The 25421-nt window shown below is 48.4% G+C and carries 23 protein-coding genes; 10 read left to right on the forward strand and 13 right to left on the reverse strand.

Translation table 11 applies throughout. The features are described from left to right. Window positions 1–389: 389 nt before the first annotated feature. Window positions 390–608 carry a hypothetical protein gene (locus tag NDA06_RS06395; RefSeq protein ID WP_190411380.1) on the reverse strand — a complete coding sequence of 73 codons (219 nt, stop codon included), beginning with the start codon at window positions 606–608 and terminating at the stop codon, window positions 390–392. A gap of 298 nt (window positions 609–906) precedes the next feature. Beyond that, window positions 907–1512: a thylakoid membrane photosystem I accumulation factor gene (locus NDA06_RS06400; protein WP_190411379.1), complete on the reverse strand. Its 606-nt coding sequence runs from the start codon at window positions 1510–1512 to the stop codon at window positions 907–909. Window positions 1513–1595: 83 nt separating this feature from the next. Between NDA06_RS06400 and NDA06_RS06405 the strand changes: the two genes are divergently transcribed. From NDA06_RS06405 to NDA06_RS06415, 3 genes are all read left to right on the forward strand, one after another. After that, window positions 1596–2465, forward strand: coding sequence for a FecR family protein (locus NDA06_RS06405; protein ID WP_190986588.1), 870 nt, complete (start codon window positions 1596–1598; stop codon window positions 2463–2465). Between the two features lie 641 nt (window positions 2466–3106). Next, the gene (locus NDA06_RS06410) at window positions 3107–4984 is read left to right on the forward strand and encodes an adenylate/guanylate cyclase domain-containing protein (protein WP_199324187.1); all 1878 of its coding nucleotides are present in this window, start codon (window positions 3107–3109) and stop codon (window positions 4982–4984) included. 15 nt (window positions 4985–4999) lie between these two features. Further along, on the forward strand, window positions 5000–5506 hold the full coding sequence (locus NDA06_RS06415; RefSeq protein ID WP_190986589.1) for a hypothetical protein: 507 nt from the start codon (window positions 5000–5002) through the stop codon (window positions 5504–5506). 31 nt (window positions 5507–5537) lie between these two features. On the opposite strand, the gene NDA06_RS06420 is transcribed toward NDA06_RS06415, so the two are convergent. Continuing rightward, window positions 5538–5975 (reverse strand): hypothetical protein, encoded by a 438-nt coding sequence (locus tag NDA06_RS06420; protein ID WP_190429281.1) that lies wholly within the window; start codon window positions 5973–5975, stop codon window positions 5538–5540. Window positions 5976–6479: 504 nt separating this feature from the next. After that, entirely contained in the window at window positions 6480–9140 is a 2661-nt protein-coding gene (mutS, locus tag NDA06_RS06425; RefSeq protein WP_190986590.1) for a DNA mismatch repair protein MutS, read from the reverse strand. Between mutS and NDA06_RS06430 the strand changes: the two genes are divergently transcribed. After that, on the forward strand, window positions 9139–9267 hold the full coding sequence (locus NDA06_RS06430) for a hypothetical protein (protein WP_277878434.1): 129 nt from the start codon (window positions 9139–9141) through the stop codon (window positions 9265–9267). The genes mutS and NDA06_RS06430 overlap by 2 nt on opposite strands. Before the next feature lie 49 nt (window positions 9268–9316). Here NDA06_RS06430 and NDA06_RS06435 read toward each other — a convergent pair whose 3' ends face one another. Genes NDA06_RS06435 through NDA06_RS06450 form a run of 4 tightly spaced genes read right to left on the reverse strand, consistent with a single transcriptional unit; the run spans window position 9317 to window position 12291 of the window. After that, entirely contained in the window at window positions 9317–10180 is an 864-nt protein-coding gene (locus NDA06_RS06435; protein ID WP_190986591.1) for an aminotransferase class IV, read from the reverse strand. 49 nt (window positions 10181–10229) lie between these two features. Beyond that, entirely contained in the window at window positions 10230–11354 is a 1125-nt protein-coding gene (locus tag NDA06_RS06440; RefSeq protein ID WP_190411475.1) for an AI-2E family transporter, read from the reverse strand. A gap of 54 nt (window positions 11355–11408) precedes the next feature. Then, window positions 11409–11855 carry an NUDIX hydrolase gene (locus NDA06_RS06445; protein ID WP_190411372.1) on the reverse strand — a complete coding sequence of 149 codons (447 nt, stop codon included), beginning with the start codon at window positions 11853–11855 and terminating at the stop codon, window positions 11409–11411. Beyond that, window positions 11845–12291, reverse strand: coding sequence for a hypothetical protein (locus NDA06_RS06450; RefSeq protein ID WP_190428927.1), 447 nt, complete (start codon window positions 12289–12291; stop codon window positions 11845–11847). The genes NDA06_RS06445 and NDA06_RS06450 overlap by 11 nt, the downstream gene beginning before the upstream one ends. Before the next feature lie 326 nt (window positions 12292–12617). Between NDA06_RS06450 and folD the strand changes: the two genes are divergently transcribed. From folD to NDA06_RS06465, 3 genes are all read left to right on the forward strand, one after another. Beyond that, on the forward strand, window positions 12618–13493 hold the full coding sequence (folD, locus tag NDA06_RS06455) for a bifunctional methylenetetrahydrofolate dehydrogenase/methenyltetrahydrofolate cyclohydrolase FolD (protein ID WP_190986600.1): 876 nt from the start codon (window positions 12618–12620) through the stop codon (window positions 13491–13493). Window positions 13494–13639: 146 nt separating this feature from the next. Beyond that, window positions 13640–14569 (forward strand): geranylgeranyl diphosphate synthase CrtE, encoded by a 930-nt coding sequence (gene crtE / locus NDA06_RS06460; RefSeq protein ID WP_190986592.1) that lies wholly within the window; start codon window positions 13640–13642, stop codon window positions 14567–14569. A 104-nt stretch (window positions 14570–14673) separates the two neighbouring features. Then, a complete protein-coding gene (locus NDA06_RS06465) occupies window positions 14674–15129 on the forward strand; it encodes a divergent PAP2 family protein (protein WP_190428920.1) in 456 nt (151 codons plus the stop codon). Window positions 15130–15187: 58 nt separating this feature from the next. Here NDA06_RS06465 and NDA06_RS06470 read toward each other — a convergent pair whose 3' ends face one another. The 4 genes from NDA06_RS06470 to NDA06_RS06485 all read right to left on the reverse strand — a co-directional run bounded on the left by NDA06_RS06470 (window position 15188) and on the right by NDA06_RS06485 (window position 17842). Further along, window positions 15188–15796, reverse strand: a complete 609-nt coding sequence (locus NDA06_RS06470) for a hypothetical protein (protein ID WP_190986593.1) — start codon at window positions 15794–15796, stop codon at window positions 15188–15190. Between the two features lie 59 nt (window positions 15797–15855). After that, window positions 15856–16185, reverse strand: a complete 330-nt coding sequence (locus NDA06_RS06475; RefSeq protein WP_190436491.1) for an MgPME-cyclase complex family protein — start codon at window positions 16183–16185, stop codon at window positions 15856–15858. A gap of 94 nt (window positions 16186–16279) precedes the next feature. After that, window positions 16280–17002, reverse strand: coding sequence for a pyridoxine 5'-phosphate synthase (locus tag NDA06_RS06480; protein WP_190428917.1), 723 nt, complete (start codon window positions 17000–17002; stop codon window positions 16280–16282). Between the two features lie 363 nt (window positions 17003–17365). Then, complete coding sequence (locus NDA06_RS06485; protein ID WP_190986594.1) at window positions 17366–17842, reverse strand: CRR6 family NdhI maturation factor; 477 nt, start codon at window positions 17840–17842, stop codon at window positions 17366–17368. 612 nt (window positions 17843–18454) lie between these two features. Here NDA06_RS06485 and NDA06_RS06490 point away from each other — a divergent pair. After that, window positions 18455–18847 (forward strand): helix-turn-helix transcriptional regulator, encoded by a 393-nt coding sequence (locus tag NDA06_RS06490; RefSeq protein ID WP_242028996.1) that lies wholly within the window; start codon window positions 18455–18457, stop codon window positions 18845–18847. Between the two features lie 126 nt (window positions 18848–18973). Further along, complete coding sequence (locus NDA06_RS06495) at window positions 18974–19438, forward strand: Fur family transcriptional regulator (RefSeq protein ID WP_190411365.1); 465 nt, start codon at window positions 18974–18976, stop codon at window positions 19436–19438. Between the two features lie 314 nt (window positions 19439–19752). Here the strand turns inward: NDA06_RS06495 and NDA06_RS06500 are convergent, their stop codons facing one another. After that, entirely contained in the window at window positions 19753–23100 is a 3348-nt protein-coding gene (locus NDA06_RS06500; protein WP_190986595.1) for a pentapeptide repeat-containing protein, read from the reverse strand. Between the two features lie 336 nt (window positions 23101–23436). Between NDA06_RS06500 and NDA06_RS06505 the strand changes: the two genes are divergently transcribed. Continuing rightward, window positions 23437–25362 carry a hypothetical protein gene (locus tag NDA06_RS06505; protein WP_348251694.1) on the forward strand — a complete coding sequence of 642 codons (1926 nt, stop codon included), beginning with the start codon at window positions 23437–23439 and terminating at the stop codon, window positions 25360–25362. The last annotated feature ends 59 nt before the right edge of the window (window positions 25363–25421 follow it).

Consider the following 25421-nt stretch of genomic DNA (forward strand, 5'->3'; position numbering starts at 1 on the left):
ACTGTGTGTATGGCATCGCCCCCTCCTTAAGTTGCTCCTTGTCTCTCCTTAATTTTGCAATTCGACGATCGCCAACTGGCACACTATTTTCTCATTCATGCAGGAGGTCTAATGAACTACCCGCAAAAGTCTTTGCCTCTAGTGAATGGTCAAATTGGTCGCCAAAGTCGCGAACAACTCGCTAACAGGCGCTACCAAAGACCGGCTTATGGTAGTAGATGACCCTAATCATTAGTGCAATCGTCGATTTTTAATTCCTACTACTTGGTAGCGAATAGACCAATGGAGATAAGGAATAATTTTCTTTTTCAAAAGTCAATAATTTCAGAGAGAGTCGCAGTAATTACGATTAAAAAAGGTACCGAATAATCAAGATTTACATTCAGAAGCTAAAATTCATTAACCAGCGCCAGACGTCCCCGACGAACCGCATAAAGCATTCGGTTCAGCAAAAGTTGTTCATCTTCGCTGAGAGAATTTTCAAGCAGTGCTGTTCTGAGTACGCAACGGTCTGTAATTGTTATCTGACCTGATTCAGCAACTTTGGCAGATAAGTCAATGATTGCAGACGGTAAAAGACAGGCTTGAGAAAAAATCGAAGAATTCATGGTTAAGATTGCTGCTATTTGATACTCAGGTTATTGGTTCAAAACAGCACCTAACTCAATCTATAGCTAGAGATTTAATATGATTTAGATTACAGCTCAAGATAGAAGTTTAGTATTTGCACAAAACTTTGAATCACCCCTTTTGAGCAGGAATCGAGTTTTTTGCTACTGAAGAAACTGAAGAAGTGAGAGCAAACGAACACTTTGCTAAATTTGTCAAGGATTTTGTCTTGTGAGTTGAGCGATCGCGCCTGTCGGAAATTGAAACAGTCAAGATTCTCTACCCACAAAACTCCACTTACTTCGCTAACTCCGTATTAAACTCATTCACGAGTCGCCGCTTCAGCTCCACCGATTCTGAGCGAGGTAACAAGTTAAACACTTCACGGAAAACATCGTCTACTTTCTCAAACGCCACCGTACCCTTTTGGTTGAGGACAACTTCGCCCTTCTGGTTTAGCAAGACTGTTTGGGGGACGAGGCCTTCGTAGTAGTAGCCCGGTTCCGTAGGTGTAAAGTTGGATTGTACTGGAATCGAATCTACGTCGATGGGAATGAAATCAGCGGCTCGACCATAAAAAGCTTGAAGCTGCGAAACGACGATTGCGTGTTGCTTGCAATCGCTACTGTCGTCCACGTAGAACACCAACAATGCCGGTTTACCTCCTTTAAGAGAATCTGCCAATGCCACTCGCGGGGGAACCAGCGAGGCATTGCCACCATAGAGGAGAAAAACATTCCCGTCAAAGTTGTCGTCGTTGATACCTGCTAAAGCTGATGGCGTCCCCAGCAGGCAGCTGAAAGAAACAACCAGTGTCAAGAGGCAACTCAAAAAAAACTGCCGCCAGGAACGGCGAGAAGCTGTCAGAATCCTGATTTGAAATTGTTGCAAGCGAAGAATCATACCAAAGTTGCTGTAGAAACCTTTTTTCTTTCAGTAGTCCTTAAATCGTCTTTGCGTTCACCCGTTATGGCTCCCAATTCTCTATGAAGTTCCCTGTTTTTCCAGTCACCCTACTAGGATTATCCCTGTTAGCCGGTAGCTTAGTCCTTACGTCCTTATCGTTTATCTCCGAAAGTGTTCGAGCTGCGGTTAGTCCACGCTCGATAGAAGTCAAAGAAACGAATGGTACGGTAACAACTCAAGGAAAGCCAGTGAAAGTTGGCGATCGCTTGCAGGCATCCGGTAGTCTCACCACTGACTTCGACGCCAGGGTTATTTTGGCGATGGAGGATGGCATCGGTACAGTTCAGGTTTCCGAAAACACCAACGTGCAAGTCAAGACTTTAAAGACAAGTAAGGATGGTAGCAAACAAACGCGCCTTTATATGGACAAGGGACAGGTCAGCGCCAAAGTGCGACCTTTTACTAACCCTAACTCTAGCTTTGAAGTGGAGACCCCTGGGGGCGTTGCTGGGACGAGAGGCACAGAATTTGGCGTTACCGTCGGAGCGAATGGGAAAACTGGGCTTTCAACTATCCGAGGAAAAGTAGCTTTTAGTGCGCGAGGGAAAACTGTGTTGGTAGAGCCGGGGTATTCTGCTTTAATTGCTCCGGGACAGGCTCCAACGATTCCCAAGGTGACAACGGGTGACACGAGACTGAAATTACAGGTTCTCTCGGTGACAGGCGATGGTCAAGTTAGAGTCACTGGAACGGTAGACCCAATCAATTTAGTGTTAGTGAATAATCAGATTGTGGATACGGGAGGCGAGGGACAACTCGATACGGTGGTGCCAATCCCGTCTAATCGGCAGCTGAGATTAGTCGTGCGGAATCCTTTGGGCAATCAACAAGTTTATGAATTGGAAATTCCGAATAGTGCGGGGACATCGGAGAATCCTGTGAATCAATAATTTTTATCGGATAGCCTTTTCCTCTCCTTTTTAGTCGGAAAAGACGAGGCAGCAACCCACGAATTCGCGTTCTCAATCTGAGCTTGGGAACGCGAATCAATTGGCAAAATCCTCCGCACGAGTGAGGTGAAAATTCTCAAGGGCATGAGTTACTGGAGAAGTCGTCAAAGAACTTGAAAGCGCCAATACTGTGACGCGATCGCGTATCTCGTGATGCGATCGCGTATCTCGTGATGCAATCGCGTTTTGTCTGAATCAAGCTTGTAGCAGTTCTCACTCTTAGTGCATATATACACACTCGTAACCTCACCCCCAACCCCTACGGTGTATACACATCTTTGATTAATTGGCAAAACGTTGATTGATCCCCCTAAATCCCCCTTAAAAAGGGGGACTTTGACTTAATTCGCCCCCCTTTTCAAGGGGGGTTGGGGGGATCAAAACGGGACTTGCAAGTTCAAGAAGACTTGTGTATACACGGTAGCCTCGTTCAAGGGGAAGGACAGGGGTGGGGTTAAACCGTACTGCATCCAAGAACAGAGAATTGCTATAAATTCAGTATTCCATCAGGGGCATTTACCATCCGGTGAGCGTGCGGAACGCTTGGGAAAAGTCCGTATGTTTCCAGGCAAGCAATCACGATGGTTGATGTTTTTGATGGAATCAACGTGTTAATCAAAAATTGGTTTAAAAAAAATCAGCGTTTTATTTCTAGCAGTCAATCAATCGTTCCGGGCGCAATGGTCGGTTTATTGTCTGTCGGGTTATGGCAGATAGGGGCATGGCAACCCCTGGAACAGCTTGTATACAGTGCGCTGTTTCAAGCTCGTAGCGCCAGTATCTTACCGCAGACGAATTGGGATCGTCGGGTCGCGGTGATTGCGATTGACGATGCGAGTTTAAAGAAATACGGGAAATTTCCTTGGTCGCGCGATCGCTATGCCCAATTGTTGCAAAAGCTAAAACCCTCATCTCCAGCAGTCATTGGTTTTGATGTGTTATTTGTTGACCCTGGCAAAGGCGATAAGGAATTTGCCAAAGCGATCGCTAAATCTGGCAATGTCATCTTGGCAACGGCTTGGGACAATCGCGGGCAACCTCTGGAAATATTACCCGAATTAAAAAAAGCGGCACTTGGGGAAGGTCAAATTTGGCACAATCCCGACGCAGACGGCATTAGCCGACAGGCAGCCCTCTTTTTTGGCACCAAACCCGCTCTCGGTTTAGCAATGTTGCTAGAGGCACCAGAGGCGGTATCCCTGCCTCATCTGGCTGAGGTTCAGAGGCGTAAAGATGTCTGGATTAACTGGCCTGGGCCAACCCAAAATGTCTCCACCTATTCTTATGCCTCAATCATGGAAGGCAAAGTTGACGCGAAAGCCTTTGCCAACAAGTTTGTTTTAGTCGGTGTCACGGCAACCGCTATCGATCGCTTGCGATCGCCTTACAATCAAAATCCTCCTACGGCTGGAGTTTATCTCCATGCGGCGTTAATTGATAACTTGCTGAACGACAAGCTGCTGCACACGCTGCCTAAAACAACAGTAATGCTCTTGTTGTTGGGGATTGCCCCGATTACTAGCTGGCTGTTGTTAAAACAGGGAGTGTGGGCGCGAATGGCGATCGCTATTTTGTTACCGAGTGGTTGGGTAATCTTTGCCCTGAGTGCCTTCATCGACGATGGCTGGTGGTTGCCCATCGTCGCACCTGTGGGAACCGCGATCGCTGCTGGGATCGGCGTTCAGCTGCGAGAACAATATGAAAAGCAACAACTGATGAGTTTGTTTGCCAAGCACGTTGCGCCAGAAATGGCTGACCTCATTTGGCACCGGAAAGACGAAATCTTCCACAAAGGGAAGCTGCAAGCCCAAGAAATGATGGTCACGGTTTTATTTGCCGATATCCGGGGTTTTACCAGTATTTCCGAGAAACTACCGCCGGGGGAATTAATCGAGTGGCTGAACCTGTTCCTAGACGCCATGACAGATTGCATCATGGATCGTGGTGGTGTGATCGACAAATATATTGGGGATGCAATTATGGCGGTTTTCGGGATTCCGTTTTCGCACACCACGCCGGAAGAAATTCAACAGGACGCCCTAAATGCGATCGCGGCAGGAATTGCGATGCAGGAACGACTCAAAAAGCTCAACCAGCGCTTCCACAACGCTAACAAGCCTACGATTGAGATAGGGATTGGCATTCACACAGGTCCAGTGGTTGCCGGAAGTGTGGGAGGTTCCCGACGCCTGAATTATTCAGTCTTGGGGGATACCGTCAATGTTGCCGCCAGACTGGAACCGATGAATAAAGAAGTAAAAATTCACAACCCCTACCAAATGATTGTCAGTGGCAGTACATTTGCTTATGCAAGCGATCGCTATCACGGGCCTGCTGTCCGCGCCATTCAACTGCGGGGACGAGAACAGGCAACAATTATTTATTGCATCCAGGGAGAGAAGGTCAACTTGGCAGATCCAGCGGAAGCGATCGTACCCCCACTGAATATTTCAGCCTAAAGCGGCACACCCAGCGTGAAATTTCTTTTAACTTCACCGTTTGAAGAGGATTTGTGCATCTACTCGCGATTAGCAGATATCTTGATTAAACCCACTTTTACACAACCAATCGCTGACAACAAACTAACAGCTAATTTTCAAACTTTTCCTAGAATCAGTAAGTTGATTATATTAGCTGCGGTGAGTTGGATTATTTGGAATTTGCAAGCGTCAAGCGTGCAGGCATCGCCCTGTTCCGAGCTGCTGAATATATCGCAAAGACCCGGTTTTAATACTCGTCAGGAAGGGAATTTAATCGTTCTGGGACGCCTGCCTAAATATCACTATGTGGTCGTGGTTCCCTCCGGAAGTGAAGCCACGCTGGAACAAGTGCGTCAGTGCGTACCCGATGCATTGATCGCCAAGTCAAATTTAGGAAATTACATTTTAGCGGGGTCATTTCCCGACCAATCCAGTGCGAAAAGTATCTATTACGCATTGCGATCGCTGAAACTAGATGCACGAATTATATACGTTCGATAGCGATCGCCAGTAACCTTCCCTACTTTCTGCTCTATTGATTGGGTGTGACGCCTTGAGCCAGCTTCACCATCGAGCCAGAGGCATTAGTGCGATAAATCCAGCGGCGTTGCCCATTCCCTACCGTGACTTGCCAGCCAGGAACTTGCATCTCGGTGCAAAGCACCTCCAAGTTATTAATATCTAAGCAGTCATCAGACCAAGTTTGCGGTTGAGTTTGGACAATGTTTAGCGCCGACTTTGGCAACCCTGAATGTTGAGACACGTCCTGCAAAACCGCATTCTGAACCGATGTTAATAAACTAACCCCAGAACGAGGATTTGAAATCGTAACTTTGCGATTGGGGAGCGTTAGTGTAGCGGTCAAAGATAAAATGCCCGTCAACACCAAAGCCTGAACAATTAGGCTTAGCTGGCTAGCCTTTTGAGCGATAGTTTCTGTGGGAGAGGCAGGGGTAGTAACTTCTTCCATAGCAAACATTGACAGGGGTGCTGTTATTACAAAGGGCATTAATTGTATTGGTAGAATATGCACCCAGATGCTTATAATTTCCGGAAAAGTTAAAGGTTCCGGCAAATTAAGTATGAATTGACTTGCAGATTGCTTTTCCCTAATTCCTGAAGCGAGCCTTCTCGTTAATGCTGCGAATCTCCTTTTGGAGATGCCACCTTTCGGAACGCTAACTCATTTAGAATTGCTACGAAAAGTGCTAATGCGTACTGGTTGATAGGAATTCAGACACTAACACCCTGCACATAAGTTCCCTAATTAATCTTTTTTTAGTAGAACTACGGTGCCCGATCCCTAATACTAATGTGCGCCCTCTAGGTGCCTAAATGAAACCCAGAAACTACTGAATTGTTAGCAATTTTGTATAAAGATTTACTGATTTTAGTCCCGCTTGATTATTTATCAAGTGGACTGAGTATGAGGAAAATAATCTTGCCAAAAAGACATAAGTATGCATTTTCCTCTCTAGAAGGTAGATGATTCCTCTACCTGCCCGCCTTGGCGCAGCCCGATAGCAATTTTGCTATGCTTTTCAATTTGGCTCATCACCTGCTTGGCGCGTTGAATCACGGGTGCGGGTAAACCTGCTAGCCGCCCTGCTTCGATGCCATAGGAACGGTCAGCGCCTCCCGGTTGCACCTGATGCAAAAAGATAATCTGGTCGGGTAACTCCTTCACCGTCACCTGGTAATTTGCCACATTCGGCAAAATTGAGGCAAGTTCGTTCAATTCGTGGTAATGAGTGGCAAAAATCGTCCGCGAGCGAATTTCACTGGCAAGATACTCCGCCACCGCCCAAGCAATCGAAAGACCATCAAACGTAGCCGTCCCCCGACCAATCTCATCTAAGAGTACCAGAGACTTCGCCGTTGCGTGATTGAGAATATTTGCTGTCTCGTTCATCTCCACCATAAAAGTAGATTGACCCGTCGCCAAATCATCTACCGCACCGACACGAGTAAAAACGCGATCGCATATTCCCAAAGTCGCCGCCCTGGCTGGCACAAAACTACCAATTTGTGCCATCAACTGAATCAAGCCCACCTGCCGCAAATAGCAACTCTTCCCACTCGCATTCGGACCCGTCAAAATAATTAAATCTGGTCTTTCTTCTTGCTCCCCCATTCCCCCCGTTGATAGGGTGAGTTTCTCCCTCTCCGCTAGCGGGGAGGGCTGGGGAGGGGTTAATTCCCCCCTACCTAACCCAGTCGAATTCGGCACAAAAAACCCAGATGGCAAAGACTGCTCAACCACCGGATGACGCCCATCAATAATCCGAATTTCCCGACCTTCCACCATCTGAGGGCAGGAATAACCCTGATAAACCGCCACCTCAGCCAAACCACACAACACATCAGCCGCCGCCACCGCACGAGAAATCGTGCGAATTTGTTCTGCGTATTGCCCCACCTCTTCTCTTAAAGAAGTGAAAATCTCATATTCCAGGCGATTTAAGTCATCCCGCGCCGTTAAAATCCGCGCTTCTCTCTCCTTCAACTCCGGAGTAATGTAGCGTTCCTCATTCGTCAGAGTTTGTTTGCGGATGTAGTTATCGGGAACTTGGTCAGCTTTAGTGCGAGAGATGCTGATGTAGTAGCCAAATGTTTTATTAAAGCCCACCTTCAGCGTGGAAATTCCGGTTCGCGCCTTCTCCGTCACCTCCAAATTCGCCACCCATTGCTGATCCTCTTGGGCAAGACTTCGCATTTCATCCAACTGGACATTCACATTGGGGCGAATCAAACCGCCTTCCTTGATATGGATGGGAGGCGCGTCTACCAAATGGGCGCTGAGTCGCTTTGCCAATTGTTCCAATTCCGGCGGCACCTTCTGCAAAGCTCTCATAAACGCAGAGTGAGCATCTGCCACCAGTTCCGCTAATTCCGGCAATTTTGCCAGAGAATCCGCTAAAGCAACTAAATCCTTCGCATTTGCCGTGCCGGAACCAGCTCGACCCGTTAGCCGTTCTAAATCGTAAATTTGCCGTAACAGTTGGCGCAAATCTTGCCGCAGGAAGCTATTTTCGACTAATTCTTGAATCGTATCTTGCCGCGCTGCAATGCCTTTGATATCCAGTAGCGGTTGCAGCAACCACCGCCGCAAGGCACGTCCCCCCATCGCTGTGCTAGTTCTATCCAACGCCCAAAGCAGGGAACCGTGAAAGGTGCCATCCCGAACTGTTTGCGTAATTTCTAGATTGCGGCGGGTTTGGTGGTCAAGAATTAGATAATCGCTGAGGGTGTAGGTGCGGAGGAACTGGAGAGGAACGAGGTTTTCTTTCTGGGTGTCTTCTAAATATTCCAGCAAACCACCCGCAGCGCGGACAGCCAGGGGGAGGTGTTCGCAACCGAGTCCTTCCAGACTTCGCACTTTAAACCGCTGCAATAATCGATGTCTCGATTCACCCGCAGTAAAAGGAGTTTGCGATCGCAACGCATAACAGAAAGATGGCGGTAAACAACTCGGCAAATGCTCGGAAGTCTCCCCCGGTCGCAGCAAACTGCCTAAATCTGGCGCATTCGTTGGCACCAAAACTTCAGAAGGCTGCAAACGCATCAATTCTTGCGTCAAATGCTCTAATTCGCTCGATTGAGTAGTTAGAAATTCCCCAGTAGAAATATCTGCATAAGCTAAACCCCAATGATTCCCGGCAATTACCACCGCCGCCAGGTAATTATTCCGCCGCGCATTCAGCATCCCTTCTTCCAGCAACGTACCGGGGGTGAGAATCCGCGTCACCTCGCGTTTCACCAGCTTTCCAGGGTCAGTATCGGCAGAGTCTTCTACCTGATCGCAGATCACCACCGCATATCCCTTCTCCACCAGCTGAGTCGTGTAGCGTTCCCAAGCATGGTGCGGCACTCCCGTCATCGGCACCCGACCAATTTCTCCCGCTTGCTTGCTGGTGAGGACAAGTTCTAATTCTCTCGATACAGCGATCGCATCCTGAAAAAAGGTTTCAAAGAAGTCTCCCACCCGATACAGCAGCAGCGCATGAGGATACTTATCCTTCACTTCTACGTAATGGTGGTACATCTTACTCAGCTTGCTGCGCTCCACCAGTCGTGAGTCAGCGTTACGGATTTTGGGTTCGGTCGGGGTAGATGCCGAGTCAGGAACGTTCATGGAAAGTCAGTGCTACGCCGTGGTCTTTAATGACTTTACCGCACGTATCTCTTGCCGTTGTTTGCAGTTTGTTAACCTGAAATCTTGTACTGAACGTCTTCACCCGCCAGGGGATGTAGCGGCGTAATTAATCGTGTCTCCACAAAAGGAAGTTTGCGAGATGCTAAAAATCGTTCCTACTGGTGCGTAATTTCGCGAAATTCCTTCAAGAAGCGTCGAAATAGAGGATGATTTGTCGAATCATATTCATAAGGATGAATACTTGCTAATGGCTTCAACTCCATCATCGTCGCAGCCAGAAAAGCTCCGTCAAAATTCCCTAATTCCTCTGGTCGCACATCCCGTTCAACCACTTCAATTCCTAATTCCCCTGCAATATCAAGCAGTGTGGCGCGGGTGATACCAGGGAAAATATTCGCAGTCAGCGCAGGCGTAATCACTGTATGCTTTTGCAGGAAAAAAAGGTTAGCTACCGCCGCTTCAGTAATTCTGCCTTGTTGGTCAAGCAAAATCGCATCATTAAATCCAGCTACTTCAGCAGCACGACGAGCTAAATAACTGTTTACATAAGTTCCACAGAGTTTCCACGCCACTGGAATTGCGTTACCAGAAACCCGTTCATAAGGGGAGATGTGGCAAGTCAAAGATTTATCAACATCGCGAGGAATCGTCACTGCCAAGATGGTCACATCGACCGGCATTGTATCGTTAAAGTTCAGTTGAGGCACCGAGCGATAAACAATCGGTCGGATATAGTAATTTGTTGCCGGAACTGCCTCTAAAAGTGCCGAAATACCTGCTTTCAGGTCTTCGTTCGACCAAGAAAAACCCAAACCAATATGTGTAGAACCATTGCGAAGGCGATCTAGATGTGCATCTAAGCGATGAATGTAATAGCGATCGCGATTCCAATAAGCCATGATCCCATCAAAAACGCCGATCCCTAAATGCAGAGAATGGCTAGCAATAGAAGGCGCAGCATTTTCCCGTTCAACTAACTTTCCGTTGTGCCAAACTATCGGCGTTGCTTCAAGAAACATTTATTAGTCTTGCCTTCTCAAGCGGCATTTGTACCAATTAAAACAGTCATCAACTCCCGGCATCGCTCGCTAAGTTCTTAGACGCTATGACGGGCGAAACATTTAAGGGTGTAGAGTCAGATTCAATCTCCTCTATCTCGTTCCATTTGCCATCGCGCAAGCTATCTGCGGTACTTTTGATGAAGCTTGCTAAAGGTACGGCAATTAATAACCCCAATAGCCCTCCCAGCTTCGCGCCTATCAACAGCGAAAGCAAAATCCAAACAGGATTTAAGCCAGTAAAACCACCTAAAATGCGAGGCGCGATGAAATTAGCATTGATTTGATCGATAGCGGCAGCTACAGCGAACACTTCCACCCCTAGCCAAAAATTTTGTAATGCTACTAGCAGACTAACAATGCTGATACCGATTCCGGCACCAAAGGGAAAAAGAGCCAAAAAACCAATTGCAATTCCAAACAATAATCCTAACGGCACTCGCAAAGCCAGAAATGCCAGCGTGATCACACATCCGCTCCAAGCAGCGAACGTCGCCTGACCGATAAAATAATTATGGAAATCTTCGCGGAGAGCTTGCCTTACTTGGGAACTAAAGCTAGCCGGAAACCACTTAAAAATTCCGTCCCAGAGACGATCTCCATTTAATATTAGATAGAAAGTTAGAACCACTGTTAGCAGAACATTGACAGCAGTGCCAATCGTATCAAAGGCAAAATTAAGAATTCTACCCGTTACGTTTTGAAGCTGACTGGATAATCGGTCTGTTAGTTGAGTAACGATTCCGCCTAAATTAATCGGAAGTTGCTGAGTTTCAGCCCAAATTTGAAAAGCTTGGAGTTGTTGCCTCCCCGAATCAATCCAACTAGGCAATATATTAGCTAGTTCGTTGAGCTGTTGCCAAATGATCGGAACTAAGGTAAGTCCCAAACCTACCAAAATTAGCAACGCCACTAGGGAAACAGCGACGACCGCATTGTTCCGTTTAACTCCTTGTTGCTGTAAAAAACGGATAGGGTAATCTAATACAAAAGCCAGCAGGAGTGCGGCAACAAAAACGCTAACTAGAGGTTGAAAATATTGCAACACGAGCAGCAATAGCCAACCATTGAGAACGGCGAGGGGAAATGCCAATCCTAAAACGACCCATCGCGGTAATTTGTTTGCTGATTGCATCATGTTGAGGTTTTGAAATCGGGATTCATAACAACTAAAAAGTTATGCTTCTGGCTACACAGTCAATTGAGGAAACTTGTCCATAAAATCCAGTAAAATTTTTTGGTGAGGAGTGCCTAACGGTCGTACTTGCCTAGCTTTTTCAGAGTAACCCTCGCCGCGTTGAATTTCTTCAGGCGTTAATAAATCCATATCCCAACCTTCTCCTAGCACTAGCTGGTTAAGTTCCACGGGAAGGGGTGCCTGATAGACATGGCGAAGAACGTAGGTATCGGGATAATAGCCAAATAATGATAACGCGGGCGGTGTATAGCCGATTTCCTCCAGCAGTTCCCGCTTGATGGCTTCTTCTGGGGTTTCTCCTGGTTCGAGGTGCCCGCCAAAAAATGCCCAGTGTCCGGGGTAGAGAATACCGGGGATGTTGTCGCGCAGCTGGAGGAGAAATTTGCCGTGGCGATAGAGGATGGCGATCGCTACCTCAACAATTGGTTTATTGTTCATAGCTTCCTTCCGGTAGTAAAGGTACTCCCTTTTTCGCTGGCTTCCGCTCTAGCTGTTCCTGCTGCTGAAGAAAAACTTCTCCTAAATCTTTCCCTGCGAAGGGAATGCTTTGATACTGTACTTTCCCCTTGATTAAAACTTCATCTCCTCTATCGGGGAGATTCTGGCTGGTGAAAACCCATATTTTTCCCGTCGCATCTCGCAACTCATAAGCGCCGCTTCCCACAAAAGGCGCTTGAGATGCTACCTTGCCTTCCAAATAAACCGTTGGGTTGCCCTCATAACTCTGTTGAAGATCGCTGATACTGGTGATCGGGACACTGCGGTTGTTAAACAGACCCAATCCAGACTGAGCCACATGACCGCAGCCGAACAACCCACCCAAAAGTAGCGTGGTGGTGCTGAATTGCAATACCCGGATTTTGACTGACCTCATATCTTGCATCGGGGAAATCTCAAGTTTCTCACTATTTCGGTATTAATACTTATCCCTATCCAGATGGCTCTGACTGGTACAAATATAGTGAATCTTCCAAAGATTTACAGTCGGGCAGGATTGCCTCAAATAAGATTAAACGCAAAGAAGGCGAAGGAAATCCCCCCAAGATGCAGCTACAAGGCAAACGGAAAAACGCGATCGCGTTCCTTTTCTCTCATTATCCTTTGGCAGTAAGGGTGGGAAATCTGCGAAACTATCCTATGACAGATGCGCTCTGTTTCATCCCCAAAGAACGAATTCCTGCCCACATTCCTGACACCACAATGGACGAATCAATCGCCCAACTATTAGACGGTAAAGCCCTCGCTGAACGAATTTACGGACAGCTACAAGAGCAAATTCAGCAAATACAAGCCACGGCGGGACGCCCGCCGGGACTCGCAGTGCTGATGGTTGGCGATAATCCAGCCAGCGCTGCCTACGTGCGGAATAAAGAACGCGCCTGTGCCAAAGTTGGGATTGCCTCCTATGGTTCCCATTTCCCGACGGAAACGACCGCTTCAGAACTAGAGCAAGTCATTCAAAACCTGAATCAGGATGAGCGAGTTGATGGAATTCTCGTTCAACTGCCCCTACCTAACCACCTAAACGCTGTTTCCCTGCTGCATCAAATCGATCCAGATAAAGATGCCGATGGACTACACCCCCTGAACTTGGGGCGGCTGGTGCGCTCTGAAGCTGGTTTACGCAGCTGCACACCAGCCGGAGTCATGCGCCTGTTGCAGGAATACCAGATTGATGTGAAGGGAAAACAGGCAGTGGTGGTGGGGCGGAGTACCCTGGTGGGCAAGCCGTTGGCTTTGATGCTCTTAGACGCAGACGCCACCGTTACCATCGCCCATTCGCGATCGCACGATCTCCCAGCCATTACCCGCAGCGCTGATATTCTGTTGGCAGCCGTGGGGCGTCCAGCGCTGATTACCGCCGAGATGGTCAAACCTGGTGCGGTCGTCATCGATGTCGGCATCAATCGCGTCACCGACGACGCCGGTAACTCCCGTTTGGTAGGAGATGTCCACTTTGATTCCGTCAAAAAGGTCGCAAAGTTTATCACCCCAGTTCCCGGCGGGGTTGGCGCGATGACCGTCGCCATGCTGCTGCAAAATACAGTCTGGAGCTACAGCCAGCGCTATCTCTAGTTTTGATTGAATGAAGACGGTTTGAGGCGCGAGGATTCTGGACGAATTCCATCACTCAACACCGATCGCTCATAATTCGTAACTTTTTGTGACCCAAAGCCCCGTAAAATTGTTACGGAAACGACTGTGCTACAAGGAATCACGGGATGTTAGCGACAGATGACCTTCATGCTCCCAAAGGTGAATCAGCGACCTTTGACCTTTCAACCTACCTGACTCAACAACAAGCTCTGGTAGAAGCAGCTTTGGATAGTTCCCTCCCAGTCACGTATCCAGAGAAAATTTATGAGGCGATGCGCTACTCGCTTTTGGCTGGAGGTAAGCGCCTGCGTCCGATTCTTTGCCTTGCCAGCTGCGAACTGGCTGGAGGCACCCTAGAAATGGCGATGCCCACTGCTTGCGCCTTGGAGATGGTTCATACCATGTCCTTGATTCACGATGACTTACCGGCGATGGATAACGACGACTATCGGCGGGGCAAATTGACCAACCATAAGGTTTATGGTGAAGATATTGCCATTCTGGCGGGGGATGGTCTACTGACATACGCCTTTGAGTTCATTGCCTCAAATACCCAGAATGTACCGGCAGCGCGAGTGTTGCAGGTGATTGCTCAGTTAGCCAAAGCGGTTGGTGCTGCGGGCTTGGTGGGCGGTCAAGTCGTTGACTTGGAATCTGAAGGAAAACCGGATATTCAGGAAGAAACGCTCACTTTCATTCATACCCACAAAACAGGGGCGCTACTAGAAGCTTGTGTGGTCTGCGGCGCGATTTTAGCGGGAGCAGAATTGGAAACTTTGCAACGGATGTCTCGCTATGCCCAAAATATTGGGTTGGCGTTTCAGATTGTGGACGACATTTTGGATATCACGGCGACTCAGGAGGAGTTGGGGAAAACTGCTGGGAAAGACATCCAAGCCCAAAAGGCAACTTACCCGAGGCTTTGGGGACTTGAGGAATCAAAAGTTAAGGCTCAGCAACTGATTGACGCCGCCAAAGGAGAACTGGCAACCTTTGGAGAAAAAGCTAATCCCCTGATTGCGATCGCAGATTTCATTACTACTCGCACTCACTAGAAAATAAGCAGGATGATCCGTTTATTTCATCCTGAGTTCTCGACCCCTCACTCCTTAACGCTCATACGAACCATGCTGCTCGCTTTTACCCAACGCAAAACAAAATGCAGGAATTTGCCCACATCCTAGAAAACCATGTGCTACTGGTTGCGACCGTAGCTTGTTTAATTGCTCAAGCATCCAAGCTGATCATCGACTTAGCCCAACATGGCAAGGTGAATGTGCGCGTCTTAGTCACCACTGGCGGGATGCCAAGCGCTCATTCAGCATTGGTAACAGCGCTGGCAACCGGCATTGGACAAACGGTGGGATGGGACAGTATTGAATTTGCGCTAGCCACCATTTTTGCCGTTATCGTCATGTACGATGCCGCTGGCGTCCGTCAGGCTGCGGGTAAGCAAGCTCGCATCCTGAACCAAATTATCGATGAGCTATTTCAAGAACATCACAAGTTTAACGAAGACCGTCTCAAGGAGTTACTGGGACATACGCCGTTTCAGGTGATTGTGGGTTCAGCACTCGGCATCGCTGTCTCCTGCTTAGCAGGGCCAGCGTATTAGCGAGCGGTCATTAGTGATTAGCGAGTGACCAGGACTAATGACCGCTCGCAACGATTGGCTATTTACTCACCACTGATGACCTGAGCAGTGTCACTCGGCGGCTATCGACTAGCATTACCAAAAAACCGCGATCGCTCAATCTTCTTAAAGCCGAATTTGCCTCATTTGAATTGGTTGTGTAAACCGCCAGTAAATAAGGACGTTGGGCATAGGAAACCAAGCCAACATCGCGACCCAACATCTGCCGTACTTGAGCCGCTACTTCCGGTTTGCTTGAATAATCCACCAACACCGCATAACCAGCACCGAGTGCCTGCGGTTTATAGGTGGGTGCATTTGGATTTGCCGGTGCCTCTGGAGGTCGGAGAACGAAAGCCGATAGCCCAACAATCTCATTCAGATAACGTGCCCAACCGTTGGCATCTTCCACGCTCCTGAAGCCACCAATCCGCGTCATCGTATCTTCAAGATATTTACAAGTTGACGTACTTGTGTTGTTAGGCAACGTTCGTTGGATTTGCTCTTGACTTTCCCTCGTTTGGCTTCCTACTAATACCAAATACTCGCCTTGGGGAGGCGGCTGGCAAGTGGGAGGCGACGATTGAGCAGACGCAACTGCACCCGGCAAAAGAAAAAAGGCAAAAGGCAAAAGAAAGATTTTTTTCATGTTTTCAGTTTTTCCTTTTTGCTTTTTTCCTTAATTTTTAACTGTTTACTTTTGCCTTCTCAGGAAACGGATGCGAGGGACGCAAGTGGATTAGGGATACTTTGGGAAGGTGCCTGAAATTCCCCGCTCAGCACAAACTCTAACCGCAGCTTTAACCAGGTAATAAATTGGGAATTCGTAGAAATGACTGCCACAGAAGGTTGAGGGCACTGAGACTTAATTGCTGCCATTTCCGGTGCCTCTAAAAATGCCGGTTGCTTGACTAGCCAAAAATCAATTTCTTTTTCTTGTTCGTGGTAGTTACGGGTACGCTCTTTGAGGACTTCATCCAAGGGTTCTTCTTCGAGTAAAAAGCGTTGGCTAGCCAGAACGTAGTAGTAATTTTGCATCTTAATAGGTTGTTAATGGGTAATGGGTTGTTAGCAATCGGTGATGAGTCATTAGCGAGTGACTGAAGACTCATCACTCATGACACTTCAGTTGTTACCAATGACCGAACATTGCTTGTTTCATCTCTCGAACGGCTCGTTCTATTCCGACAAGAGCTGCTCGACTAATAATGGTATGACCAATATTGAGTTCTTCCATCCCTTCAAGGCAAGCAACAGGGTAAACGTTCCAGTAGGTAAGACCGTGACCGGCGTTGATCCGGATGCCAGCAGCACGCGCTTGCTCACATCCTTTGGCTAACACGGCTAATTCCTTCTCTCGACTGGTTTCATCTGCTGCTTCGGCATAGCAACCCGTGTGCAGTTCAATGAACTTCGCCTTAATAATCGCAGCTGCCATAATCTGACCGGGATCGGCGTCGATGAACAAGCTGACGGGGATTCCGGCGTCTTGCAACTTTGTCACCATTTCCCCAATTCGGTCGATTTGACTGGAAACATCCAATCCGCCTTCTGTCGTCACTTCTTCGCGTTTTTCGGGCACGAGAGTGACGTAATCGGGTTTGATGTCGAGAGCGATCGCGACCATTTCTTCGGTGGGTGCCATCTCCAAATTTAAATGAGTCCGCACTGTCTGCCGCAGTAATCGCACATCTCGGTCTTGAATATGCCGCCGGTCTTCCCGCAGATGCACCGTGATCCCATCGGCACCGGCAAGTTCTGCCAGCACCGCTGCTGCCACCGGATCTGGTTCTACTGTCCGTCGTGCCTGCCGAATGGTGGCAATGTGATCGATATTGACGCCAAGTGTAGGCAACGGAACCTCTCCCAATGTTTTAGAGTCTTCCGCAATTGATTTTAACCTGAAACGCTGGAAGGCTATCTTTAAAAAGGAGTTAGGACTGAGGACTGAGGGCTGAGGAGTTAGGAGTTAAGACTGAGGACTGAGGGCTGAGGGCTGAGGAGTGAGTGAAAGACGGCTGAGGAGTTAGGAGTTTAGGATTGAGGGCTGAGGAGTGAGTGAAAGACGGCTGAGGAGTTAGGAGCTAGGCTGATCTGCTATCTATGTATCTATAGCAATAGTAATCCCATGTTAGTTGTGAGATACCAGTGGTTTAGATACCCGACTTTTTGGAGAAGTCGGGTATCTCGCCTTTACAAAGCATTTAGGACGGCTATATCAGCCGATTAGCTCAAAAAAGGCATCATCCAGCTCATAGCCCAGCATCTTAGCAAACGACTTCAGGCGAGAGGTACTGGGGATTCCCATCTGCTTCATCCATTGTGTCAGGACAAAGATTTTTTGCATCACAAAAATCTCTAGGGCTTCGGGATTGTACTCAATCCCTTCTGTCCGATTGAACTGGTGTGGCACGAGCATAGCAGTGTAGCGGGCGAGTTCACCGGATTTCCAATCCAGCAGAAAGGGCATCCAGGGATATTGGGCATCTAAGCGAATAAACCATAGACGGACTTCTGGGATTTCGGAGAGTTCTCGTGGATCTTCCGGTTCGCGGGGATAGTCAATCTCAAAACGCAGTTGCTGTTCCGAGGATGCGAGCGCTCCCTCTTGGAGCAACTTTTCGATCGCCGACTGCACCGGCGACAGATCCAGAGTTTGAATTAAGTCAGAATTGAGCGCGATTGCTGTCGTCATTGAACCATTGTTAAGGTGACACACTTTGAATGCCGACAATAGCGCTGGCTAGCGCTGGCTTCTCTCTACATTGTTGCAGCCTTGCTCCGTCACGTCAGTCCCAGCTCTAAATTAGTTGTCCCACGCTTTGTGTCGGGCTAGCGGCAATTCGCCTGATGTCCCTTGATAGCTTTTCCACCGTCATTTCCCTTTTTAACCAGGGTAGAAAGGAGCTTTAGCTGTAAGATGTCGTTAGCTTTTTGTTATCCCCGCTGTTATAACTGCGTTAACAGACATTTTGTTTGGCGATATTCTCTCAGCGCGATCGCACTTAATCTCACTTAATCGCACTTTAGTCTTATATTCTTTCAGCAACCATACGGCGTACAGGTTTGCAATCTTTACAATACAGGCAACTTGAGTCTTCGCTTCCAGGTTTTTCAGCATAGAGCGGATACGATGCATTCAGCAAAAAATCTGGGGGATTCATCCATCTCCGAAATCCATCTCAATTTTCCTGTAGCAGCACTATGTCAGGAAGTAAGTATTTTCCACAAGGCTTTGTGAAGATTTGATAAAGATCGGGCATCTACTCCTGATACTTTGCGTGAAATTACGAGTTCTGATCGTTAAATGAAAACCAAAGAACAAGGAGAGGCCATGATCCCCCAAGAAATGCTCAAGCACCTTGTAGAACAAGTTGATTCTGTTAGTCCATCCAAAGGGATTCAAAAATCTGAGCAGACGGTGGATGAAGTAATCTTTGAATCTGATGTTGACGGAACCCACTATTATTTGGTGCGTTGTCGCCCCAAGTCAGAACGCGGGATTAGCCTCAGCCCCCAAGAACAGCGGATTGCCCGATTGGTCGCACAGGGTCTTCCCAACAAGTGTATTGGGAATCAGCTGGGCATTACCCATTGGACAGTTGCTACCTATTTACGCCGGATTTTTGGCAAGTTAGGTGTCACTTCTAGAACCGCCATGATCGCCCGCCTTCTAGAAGAAAATTTACTGCAACAATAGAATCAATTAACCGGCTGCACTCGATAGTGCTGTCCTAGAATATTGGGACGGTGGACATTCCGAGAATAGCTAGGTTAAAGTGGAAATGAGTTTGGATTAGCAGGCAAGCGTGTCAAAGTCTAAAGTATGCAAAAAGAAGCGGCAGCGGTTAAACCTATTCGCTCGTTAGAGGATGCCTTAAATCGGTGTCAAGCGCTGGGTATGCGCGTGAGCCGTCAACGCCGCTTCATTCTGGAATTGCTGTGGCAAGCGAAAGAACACCTGTCGGCGCGAGAAATTTATGACCGCTTGAACCATCAAGGTAAGGACATCGGTCATACATCCGTGTATCAAAATTTAGAAGCGCTATCGGTTCAAGGCATTATTGAGTGTATTGAGCGTGCGGATGGTCGTTTGTACGGCAATATCAGCGACGCTCACAGCCACGTAAACTGTCTGGATACCAATCAGATTTTAGATGTTTATGTAGAACTGCCTGAAACCCTGCTTAAAGAAATTGAACAACAAACAGGGGTTCGGATTAGTGAATATTGCATTAACTTCTACGGGTACAAATTACCGGAATCTGGGTCTCAAGCGGAGAACGGGTAATCAGTAGACGGTAGAATCCACTTTTTAACACCGATTGCTGCTATATCAATAATTTTTTAAACCGTTTGTAGGGACGGAAAATTTTGCGTAACTACAGGCTGATTAAAGTTTAGTGAAAAACGCTTGTAGCAGGCTGTCTAGTTTGATTAAGTGGGCTAACTGAGGGTGGGAAAACTGGAGATTAAATCGCTGCTCCAAATTTCCTTTACCTAACATTTACAAATAAACCCACTAGCGCTAGTAAGTGGAATTGGGCGTTAGCGAAACCTAACGAATACTTCATAGGGTTCTAGAGTTTTTAACACCCTCAACAGCTAATTGCTTAGTTGAGGGTTTTCTACTAGCGCCGTCTCATCATCGTATTGGGAATCTACCTTCGGAGCTTCTTGGAATGCTAAGGGTTCCCCTAGGGTAGAAGAAGTTTCTGCAATCACCGTTTCATCGTCTTCGTCCTCCGTAGGTGCTTCTGGCAACATCGGTTCTCCTTCGGCACTTTCTATCAGAAACACTGTAGGTTCAGAATCTGCACTGCCTTTGTCCTGAGCGCTTCCAGCCTGTTTGAGACGGGGTAATCTTTGAATGTATGCCTGGAACTCTTCCAAGGAAAATAGGGCACCATTTTTCCGGGCAAAGTAGTGGTTCTGGTCATCTAACTGGGCTTGAAACAGACAGGCATGAGTGATGTTCGCTAACGTAAGATTGGTTCTTTGCAGGTTAGCGCCAGTTAAGTTTGCCCCTTCAAGCCTTGCTCCAGCAAGATTGGCTCCTGATAAGTCAGCACCGGAGAGATTCGCCCAAGACAAATTAGCTTGCTGGAGGTTGGCACCTGCTAAATTGGCTCCTGCTAGCTCAGCCGCTAACAGATTGGTTTGCCAGAGGTTAGCCTCTGCTAACAGAGCATGATTCAAACAGGCAGAGCGTAGCTGTAATTGACTGAGGCTGTGCCGCGCCCTCTGCCAAAAGGCGGTGGGAGATAGGACAACAGTGCGACCTATTAAAGTCAGCAGTGCTTCGGCGTCAAATTCAGATGGCAGGTCGGGGTTGCCGCAAGGCCAGAAAGAAATCTGCGTTGCCCGATGACCGAGATGTGCTTCGCGCATCTGCTTTGCGATCGCACTGAGCAACAAGAAGACATTCAGCCCAACGGCGGCATCGATTTGCAAGATTTTTAAGGGGTTGTGCAACGCCTGCAACTGGGTGTGACACTGGTGGGCAATTCCTTCATCTAGCCAGCGACCTCGACAGTAGGTGCGGTAAAACCGATAGAGGCGTTCAAACAAAACATTGAAGCTAAACTGAGCCGGGTTGCGCTCAAAAATCCGCCGCAGTCGCTCAATTACCATGTCTTCGATTTCAACTGACAATACGCCATAACCCAGTAATTGATAAAGATACTGGGCTACATTGATCGGCGAGTGGATCGCAAAGGTGAATTCACCGTAGGTATCTTGGACTGGCTGGGTGAGGGCTTGCATCTGAGCGGCAATTTCTTCAGCGCAGAGATATTCTCCCAGGTTGCGGTGAGAAAACTCGATCGCTGAGTGATGAGTGTGGAAGAAAAAGGCTGGCAGGGTGTCATCTGACGGCTGTAAGCGGGGGTTTATCGGTGTGTGCGCCTCCGTCGCCATTCTGGTAAAGGTTGCCTCTACAGCGGATTGGGGGGCTTGATGGCGACCTGTTTGCAGAATGGTCAGTGCCGCCACTTGCATCTGGTGGCGTAGGTCTTGGGGGCGTCGGTTTTGCAGGAGATGAGCGATCGCATCATTGCTGCGGTAAGCATGAGCCAGACCTTCCCGAATCACAAAAGGCATGGAACCGCTGCCAGCTTCGGGGTATGCCAAAAGCCAGCGGCAAATCCGGTCGTAAATTTCAAACTTCGCTTGGGGTAATGTCAGGTGAAAGATCGTGTCGTTGAGCAGTCCATCTCGATGCAAGATACCCAGTAGATAGAGCATCAAAGGCTTGCGGACGAGGGCGGCGAGTACGTTAGCAGCGCCTGGGGTGCCAACGGGACGAGTCGAAAAGCCGCCTCTTTCTTTGACAAAGGCGAAATATCCTTGAGCGATCGCTTTCGATTGCAGTTTCGACCACTGCTTGAACCACTCCCGGAACTCCTCGTGTTCCATTGGCTGAATTGCAATCCGCCGCCGCAAATCGTGAGGCAAAGGTATCAGAGTAGAGGCAAGATCGAAATATTCTCCTTCTCTTCCAGTTGTCCGGCTGGTCAGAATAATCTTGTGGCGGGGCGTGCCCTCAAAAGACGCCATTGCTTCCCCTTGAAACTGCATCAGCTGGTTCAGGAAGGCATGGTAATGACGCCCTGCGTGGCTTGAGCGGGGCAATTCATCCAAGCCATCCAGAATCAACAAGCAAGGAGGATGCATTGGTGAAAGCCAACCATCTGCATCTGTAAATCTGCCCCAAGGGAAGGCAGAGTTCAGGGTTTGCTCCAAAGTTTGCCCCAAGGTAGCGTCCTTGAGTCGGATAAACGCTGGCATCCATCTAGGGTAAAGCTCCTGAGCAACGGTCGATGCCAATATTTGGCAAAAACTGGTCTTGCCCGTGCCCGGAAGACTCTCGATCGCCGCAATGCTGCTCGTATCATTGAGTTGAGCCGTGACCCACTCCATTAAATCCACGGGTTTCGCAGGTACGGCGTTAGCGGCAAGCGGTGTCGTGGTCGGATCTGACTTGGGATTTTTCGTCTCTAACCGGGTGGAGCTTTCTTCGAGCAGCACTCCCTTCAAGGGGACGTATAAATCCTTTAGGGCAAAAGGTTCTGCCAGTAACGGTTCGCTCAAAGATTGTAGAAGGCTGGCTCGATAGCGTTCTCGTTCGAGGTTCAGCGAAAATTGTGGCGTGTTTAAGTCTGAGTTTTGATTTGGCTCAAAATTCAAAGTGGTGGAGAACCCAGAACGCTTCCGCTCCGGGTTTCCCGCACCAGGAGTATCCTGCCAAGTTGATAAATTCCCTAGCTGGACAAATTTCTGTAATTGTGCCAGCGGCAAGGCATTTTCAGCGATCGCGGCAAGTAAATATCCTGGGAGTCCGTGAACCAGGCGTTGGGCGATTAGCTTGGCTTCTGTTTCCTCGGCACCATTAGCGATCAACCAGGCAATGCCCGTACTATTCATCTGCTGCACGAGAAAGGAGTCGCCCACCATACTCAGCGCTTGTTCTGCCTGACTATCGGTGAGGCGTCCGGGACGCAAAGTTTTCAGTAAGGCTTGCAACTGGGGATCGGAAAGGGGCGCATCCCAGACCTGCCCGTACAAGTCTTCTGACTCGCCTGGGACGCCTGCACGAGACAACCACGGTCTTCTCAGTTGAGATTCTTGTTCTAAAATTCCTTGTAAGGCGTTCAGGTAAGCAACTTGGAAAGTTAGCCAGGTTCCTTCGTTGCGCTTCAGGGGCTTTTTTTGACTCAGGATACGCAGCAACCCCACACAAAGTTGGGAAGCTACGCCTGCCACTTCCCAAGCTGCTCTCAAAGGTAGTTCTAAGACTTCCGCTAAGACACTAATATCAAAAGGTGTCAGGCTCTTGAGTTCCATATCCCGGACAATGCGAAAGGCAATCCCGGCAATCTGAGTGCCTGGGTGCCTCAAGGTTGCCAGTTCAATGTTGCGTTCCGCCAGCCAATGCCGAATGCTAAGGCTCATCCCACCTCAATTCTAGGAAATAACTCAATATGCCACTTATTAGTCATGTTATCGGGAGTGTAGGCGGCTGGTGTGCCGACCAATCGTGATGAATGGGGTAGAAGCTGTTTTTCATCATCCCTAATTGAGTTGAATTTCAGGATAACTTATGTAAGGGCGAAGCACGGGTGCAAAAAATCAGCTCGATCTCTAAATTCACTCACAAAAGCTTTACCCCTACAAACTTAAAGCTTTTATTATCAGTTTTAGACCCTTTACGCTGACGGCGATTCGGCTCCGGATCGATGTCATCAAGCAGGAGCAGCAAAACGAGGACTCAAGGGTAGTGGTAGTGAGATGGTAGTGAAAAGACAATTACATGAATTTCAAGTACGCACGGCAAACCGATTGCGGCAACGGCAGGGACGCAAACTGGTAATTAGAGTCGTCTCGAATGCCAGCGCATCTGCCACCAAGCTCCGGGACGAGGATGCGGAGCAAACTGAAGCCCCTGCCTCAGCGATGCAGCCGCCTCTGACACCGCTGAGACGGCGAAATAAGATTTGGCAGTGGTGGCTGTTGTGGCTGAGTATCATCTTCGGGTTGGGTGGGACGGCACTCGCGGCTTTCTTCTTGCTGGCAACGATTCCTCCCCAAGTTAACTGTAAAAATATGTCGCCTTTGGCTCCGGAAATGGATCGGTTGACTTGCGCCCAGCAGGCGGCTCAGTCGGGCAAGTTAGAGCAGCTGGTGGAGGCAATGAAGTTCGTCAAGAGCTTGTCCCCCGATAACCCGGTGTATCCAGAAGCGACTCGGCTGATGGAAGACTGGTCGCGATCGCTCTTGGCGATCGCCCGTCAGAAAATTGACCAAGGAGATTTAAAGGGAGCGATCGCCATTGCCCGCCAAATTCCCTCCTCTAGCCCCCTGTATCCAGAGGTGCAAGCAGCAATGAAACAATGGCAAGGGGATTGGCGGCAGGGTGAGGAGATTACCAAAAAATTCTTAGCAACTTTAAAAGAACAAAAGTGGTTTGAAGCTTCTTTGCAAATACAAGCTTTGTCTCGTCTCGATAACCGCTACTGGGATCAAAAACAACTCGATAAACTGATCGATCGGATGAGTCAGGAAAAAAAAGCTTGGCAACAGCTAGAAGAGGCGCAGACATTTGCCGAAGCCAAGACACCTGAGGGATACGCGCCAGCGATCGCCCTGGCAGGAAAGGTGAACCCCAACACCTATGTCAAATCAAAGGCAAAAGCCGAAATCAATCTCTGGAGCCAGGAGTTGCTAAAAATAACTGCCGAGCATTTCGAGAAGGAAGAGTTTGACCGTGCTATTACCGCCGCCCAGCTGATTCCTCCGAAGACTTCAGTCTATAAGGAAGCTCAAGATTGGATTCAACTGAGTCGTTCTTATGCAGTTGCTCAGGAAAATAAAATCCTCAGCTTCCTAGAGGCGCAAGCGGCGCTGCGTCAGATTTCCCCAAAAAGTCCGCTTCGCCAGCAAGCACGAGTGACCGAGGCGCTTTGGCAATCTAATTTACAAGATCGGCTGCAAATGCAATTTGCCGAAACAATAGCCAGCTTCGATCAACCGTTGGCATTTGAATTTGCGATTAGCCAAGCCCAAGCGATCGCGCCCAAACGACCTGGACGCATCGAAGCCCAAACTCAAATTGCCCACTGGCGGAAGCAAATTCAACAAATTCAAGACCGAATCGCCCTTGCCCGATCCAAACAGCTGGCAACACCGGGAACTCTAGAAAGTTTGAGGGCGGCGGTTGAGGAGGGAAGCCGGATTAAGCTGGGTCAGCCTTTGCGGATAGAGGCACAAACCTATATCGCCCAATGGACGAAAGCTATCCAAACGATGGAAGACCGACCGATCCTAGATTTAGCGAAAGGTTTGGCTCAGCAGGGAAATCTCCAGGCGGCGGTTGCAGCTGCCTCCAAAATCGCTCCTGGACGTGCTTTGTACTCTGAGGCACAGGCATCGCTGAGCGATTGGGTAACACAAATTCAAATCGCTGAAGATACGCCGATTCTTAACGAGGCGAACGCTTTAGCGGCTAATGGGCGGCTCACTGCGGCAATTAATAAGGCTTCTAGGATTCGCTACGGTCGGGCACTGTATCGAGAAGCGCAAGGAGCGATCGCTCGTTGGGCATCTGAACGAGAAGCCATTTTAATAGAAAGACAAAAGGCAGCTGAACTTCAGCAGTCTATCGAAGACAGTTCCTCTGAATCTCAAACGAATAGTGAGCCGGAGGGGAATTATTGACGCTGTCGATCTCCCTCACCGAGAAGGGACAGTAAAGTTTCCCAAGGCTTGGATAATTC

Origin of the sequence: Trichocoleus sp. ST-U1 (assembly GCF_039961835.1) — a bacterium.
Lineage (GTDB): Bacteria > Cyanobacteriota > Cyanobacteriia > Cyanobacteriales > FACHB-T130 > FACHB-T130.

Bases quoted from the DNA above. Each gene is read 5' to 3' on its own strand.
- NDA06_RS06395 (WP_190411380.1), bottom strand. From the start codon at position 608: ATGAATTCTTCGATTTTTTCTCAAGCCTGTCTTTTACCGTCTGCAATC.
- NDA06_RS06400 (WP_190411379.1), bottom strand. From the start codon at position 1,512: ATGATTCTTCGCTTGCAACAATTTCAAATCAGGATTCTGACAGCTTCT.
- NDA06_RS06405 (WP_190986588.1), top strand. From the start codon at position 1,596: ATGAAGTTCCCTGTTTTTCCAGTCACCCTACTAGGATTATCCCTGTTA.
- NDA06_RS06410 (WP_199324187.1), top strand. From the start codon at position 3,107: ATGGTTGATGTTTTTGATGGAATCAACGTGTTAATCAAAAATTGGTTT.
- NDA06_RS06420 (WP_190429281.1), bottom strand. From the start codon at position 5,975: ATGGAAGAAGTTACTACCCCTGCCTCTCCCACAGAAACTATCGCTCAA.
- NDA06_RS06430 (WP_277878434.1), top strand. From the start codon at position 9,139: ATGGAAAGTCAGTGCTACGCCGTGGTCTTTAATGACTTTACCGCACGT.
- mutS (WP_190986590.1), bottom strand. From the start codon at position 9,140: ATGAACGTTCCTGACTCGGCATCTACCCCGACCGAACCCAAAATCCGT.
- NDA06_RS06435 (WP_190986591.1), bottom strand. From the start codon at position 10,180: ATGTTTCTTGAAGCAACGCCGATAGTTTGGCACAACGGAAAGTTAGTT.
- NDA06_RS06440 (WP_190411475.1), bottom strand. From the start codon at position 11,354: ATGCAATCAGCAAACAAATTACCGCGATGGGTCGTTTTAGGATTGGCA.
- NDA06_RS06445 (WP_190411372.1), bottom strand. From the start codon at position 11,855: ATGAACAATAAACCAATTGTTGAGGTAGCGATCGCCATCCTCTATCGC.
- NDA06_RS06450 (WP_190428927.1), bottom strand. From the start codon at position 12,291: ATGAGGTCAGTCAAAATCCGGGTATTGCAATTCAGCACCACCACGCTA.
- folD (WP_190986600.1), top strand. From the start codon at position 12,618: ATGGACGAATCAATCGCCCAACTATTAGACGGTAAAGCCCTCGCTGAA.
- crtE (WP_190986592.1), top strand. From the start codon at position 13,640: ATGTTAGCGACAGATGACCTTCATGCTCCCAAAGGTGAATCAGCGACC.
- NDA06_RS06465 (WP_190428920.1), top strand. From the start codon at position 14,674: ATGCAGGAATTTGCCCACATCCTAGAAAACCATGTGCTACTGGTTGCG.
- NDA06_RS06470 (WP_190986593.1), bottom strand. From the start codon at position 15,796: ATGAAAAAAATCTTTCTTTTGCCTTTTGCCTTTTTTCTTTTGCCGGGT.
- NDA06_RS06475 (WP_190436491.1), bottom strand. From the start codon at position 16,185: ATGCAAAATTACTACTACGTTCTGGCTAGCCAACGCTTTTTACTCGAA.
- NDA06_RS06485 (WP_190986594.1), bottom strand. From the start codon at position 17,842: ATGACGACAGCAATCGCGCTCAATTCTGACTTAATTCAAACTCTGGAT.
- NDA06_RS06490 (WP_242028996.1), top strand. From the start codon at position 18,455: ATGAAAACCAAAGAACAAGGAGAGGCCATGATCCCCCAAGAAATGCTC.
- NDA06_RS06495 (WP_190411365.1), top strand. From the start codon at position 18,974: ATGCAAAAAGAAGCGGCAGCGGTTAAACCTATTCGCTCGTTAGAGGAT.
- NDA06_RS06500 (WP_190986595.1), bottom strand. From the start codon at position 23,100: ATGAGCCTTAGCATTCGGCATTGGCTGGCGGAACGCAACATTGAACTG.
- NDA06_RS06505 (WP_348251694.1), top strand. From the start codon at position 23,437: ATGGTAGTGAAAAGACAATTACATGAATTTCAAGTACGCACGGCAAAC.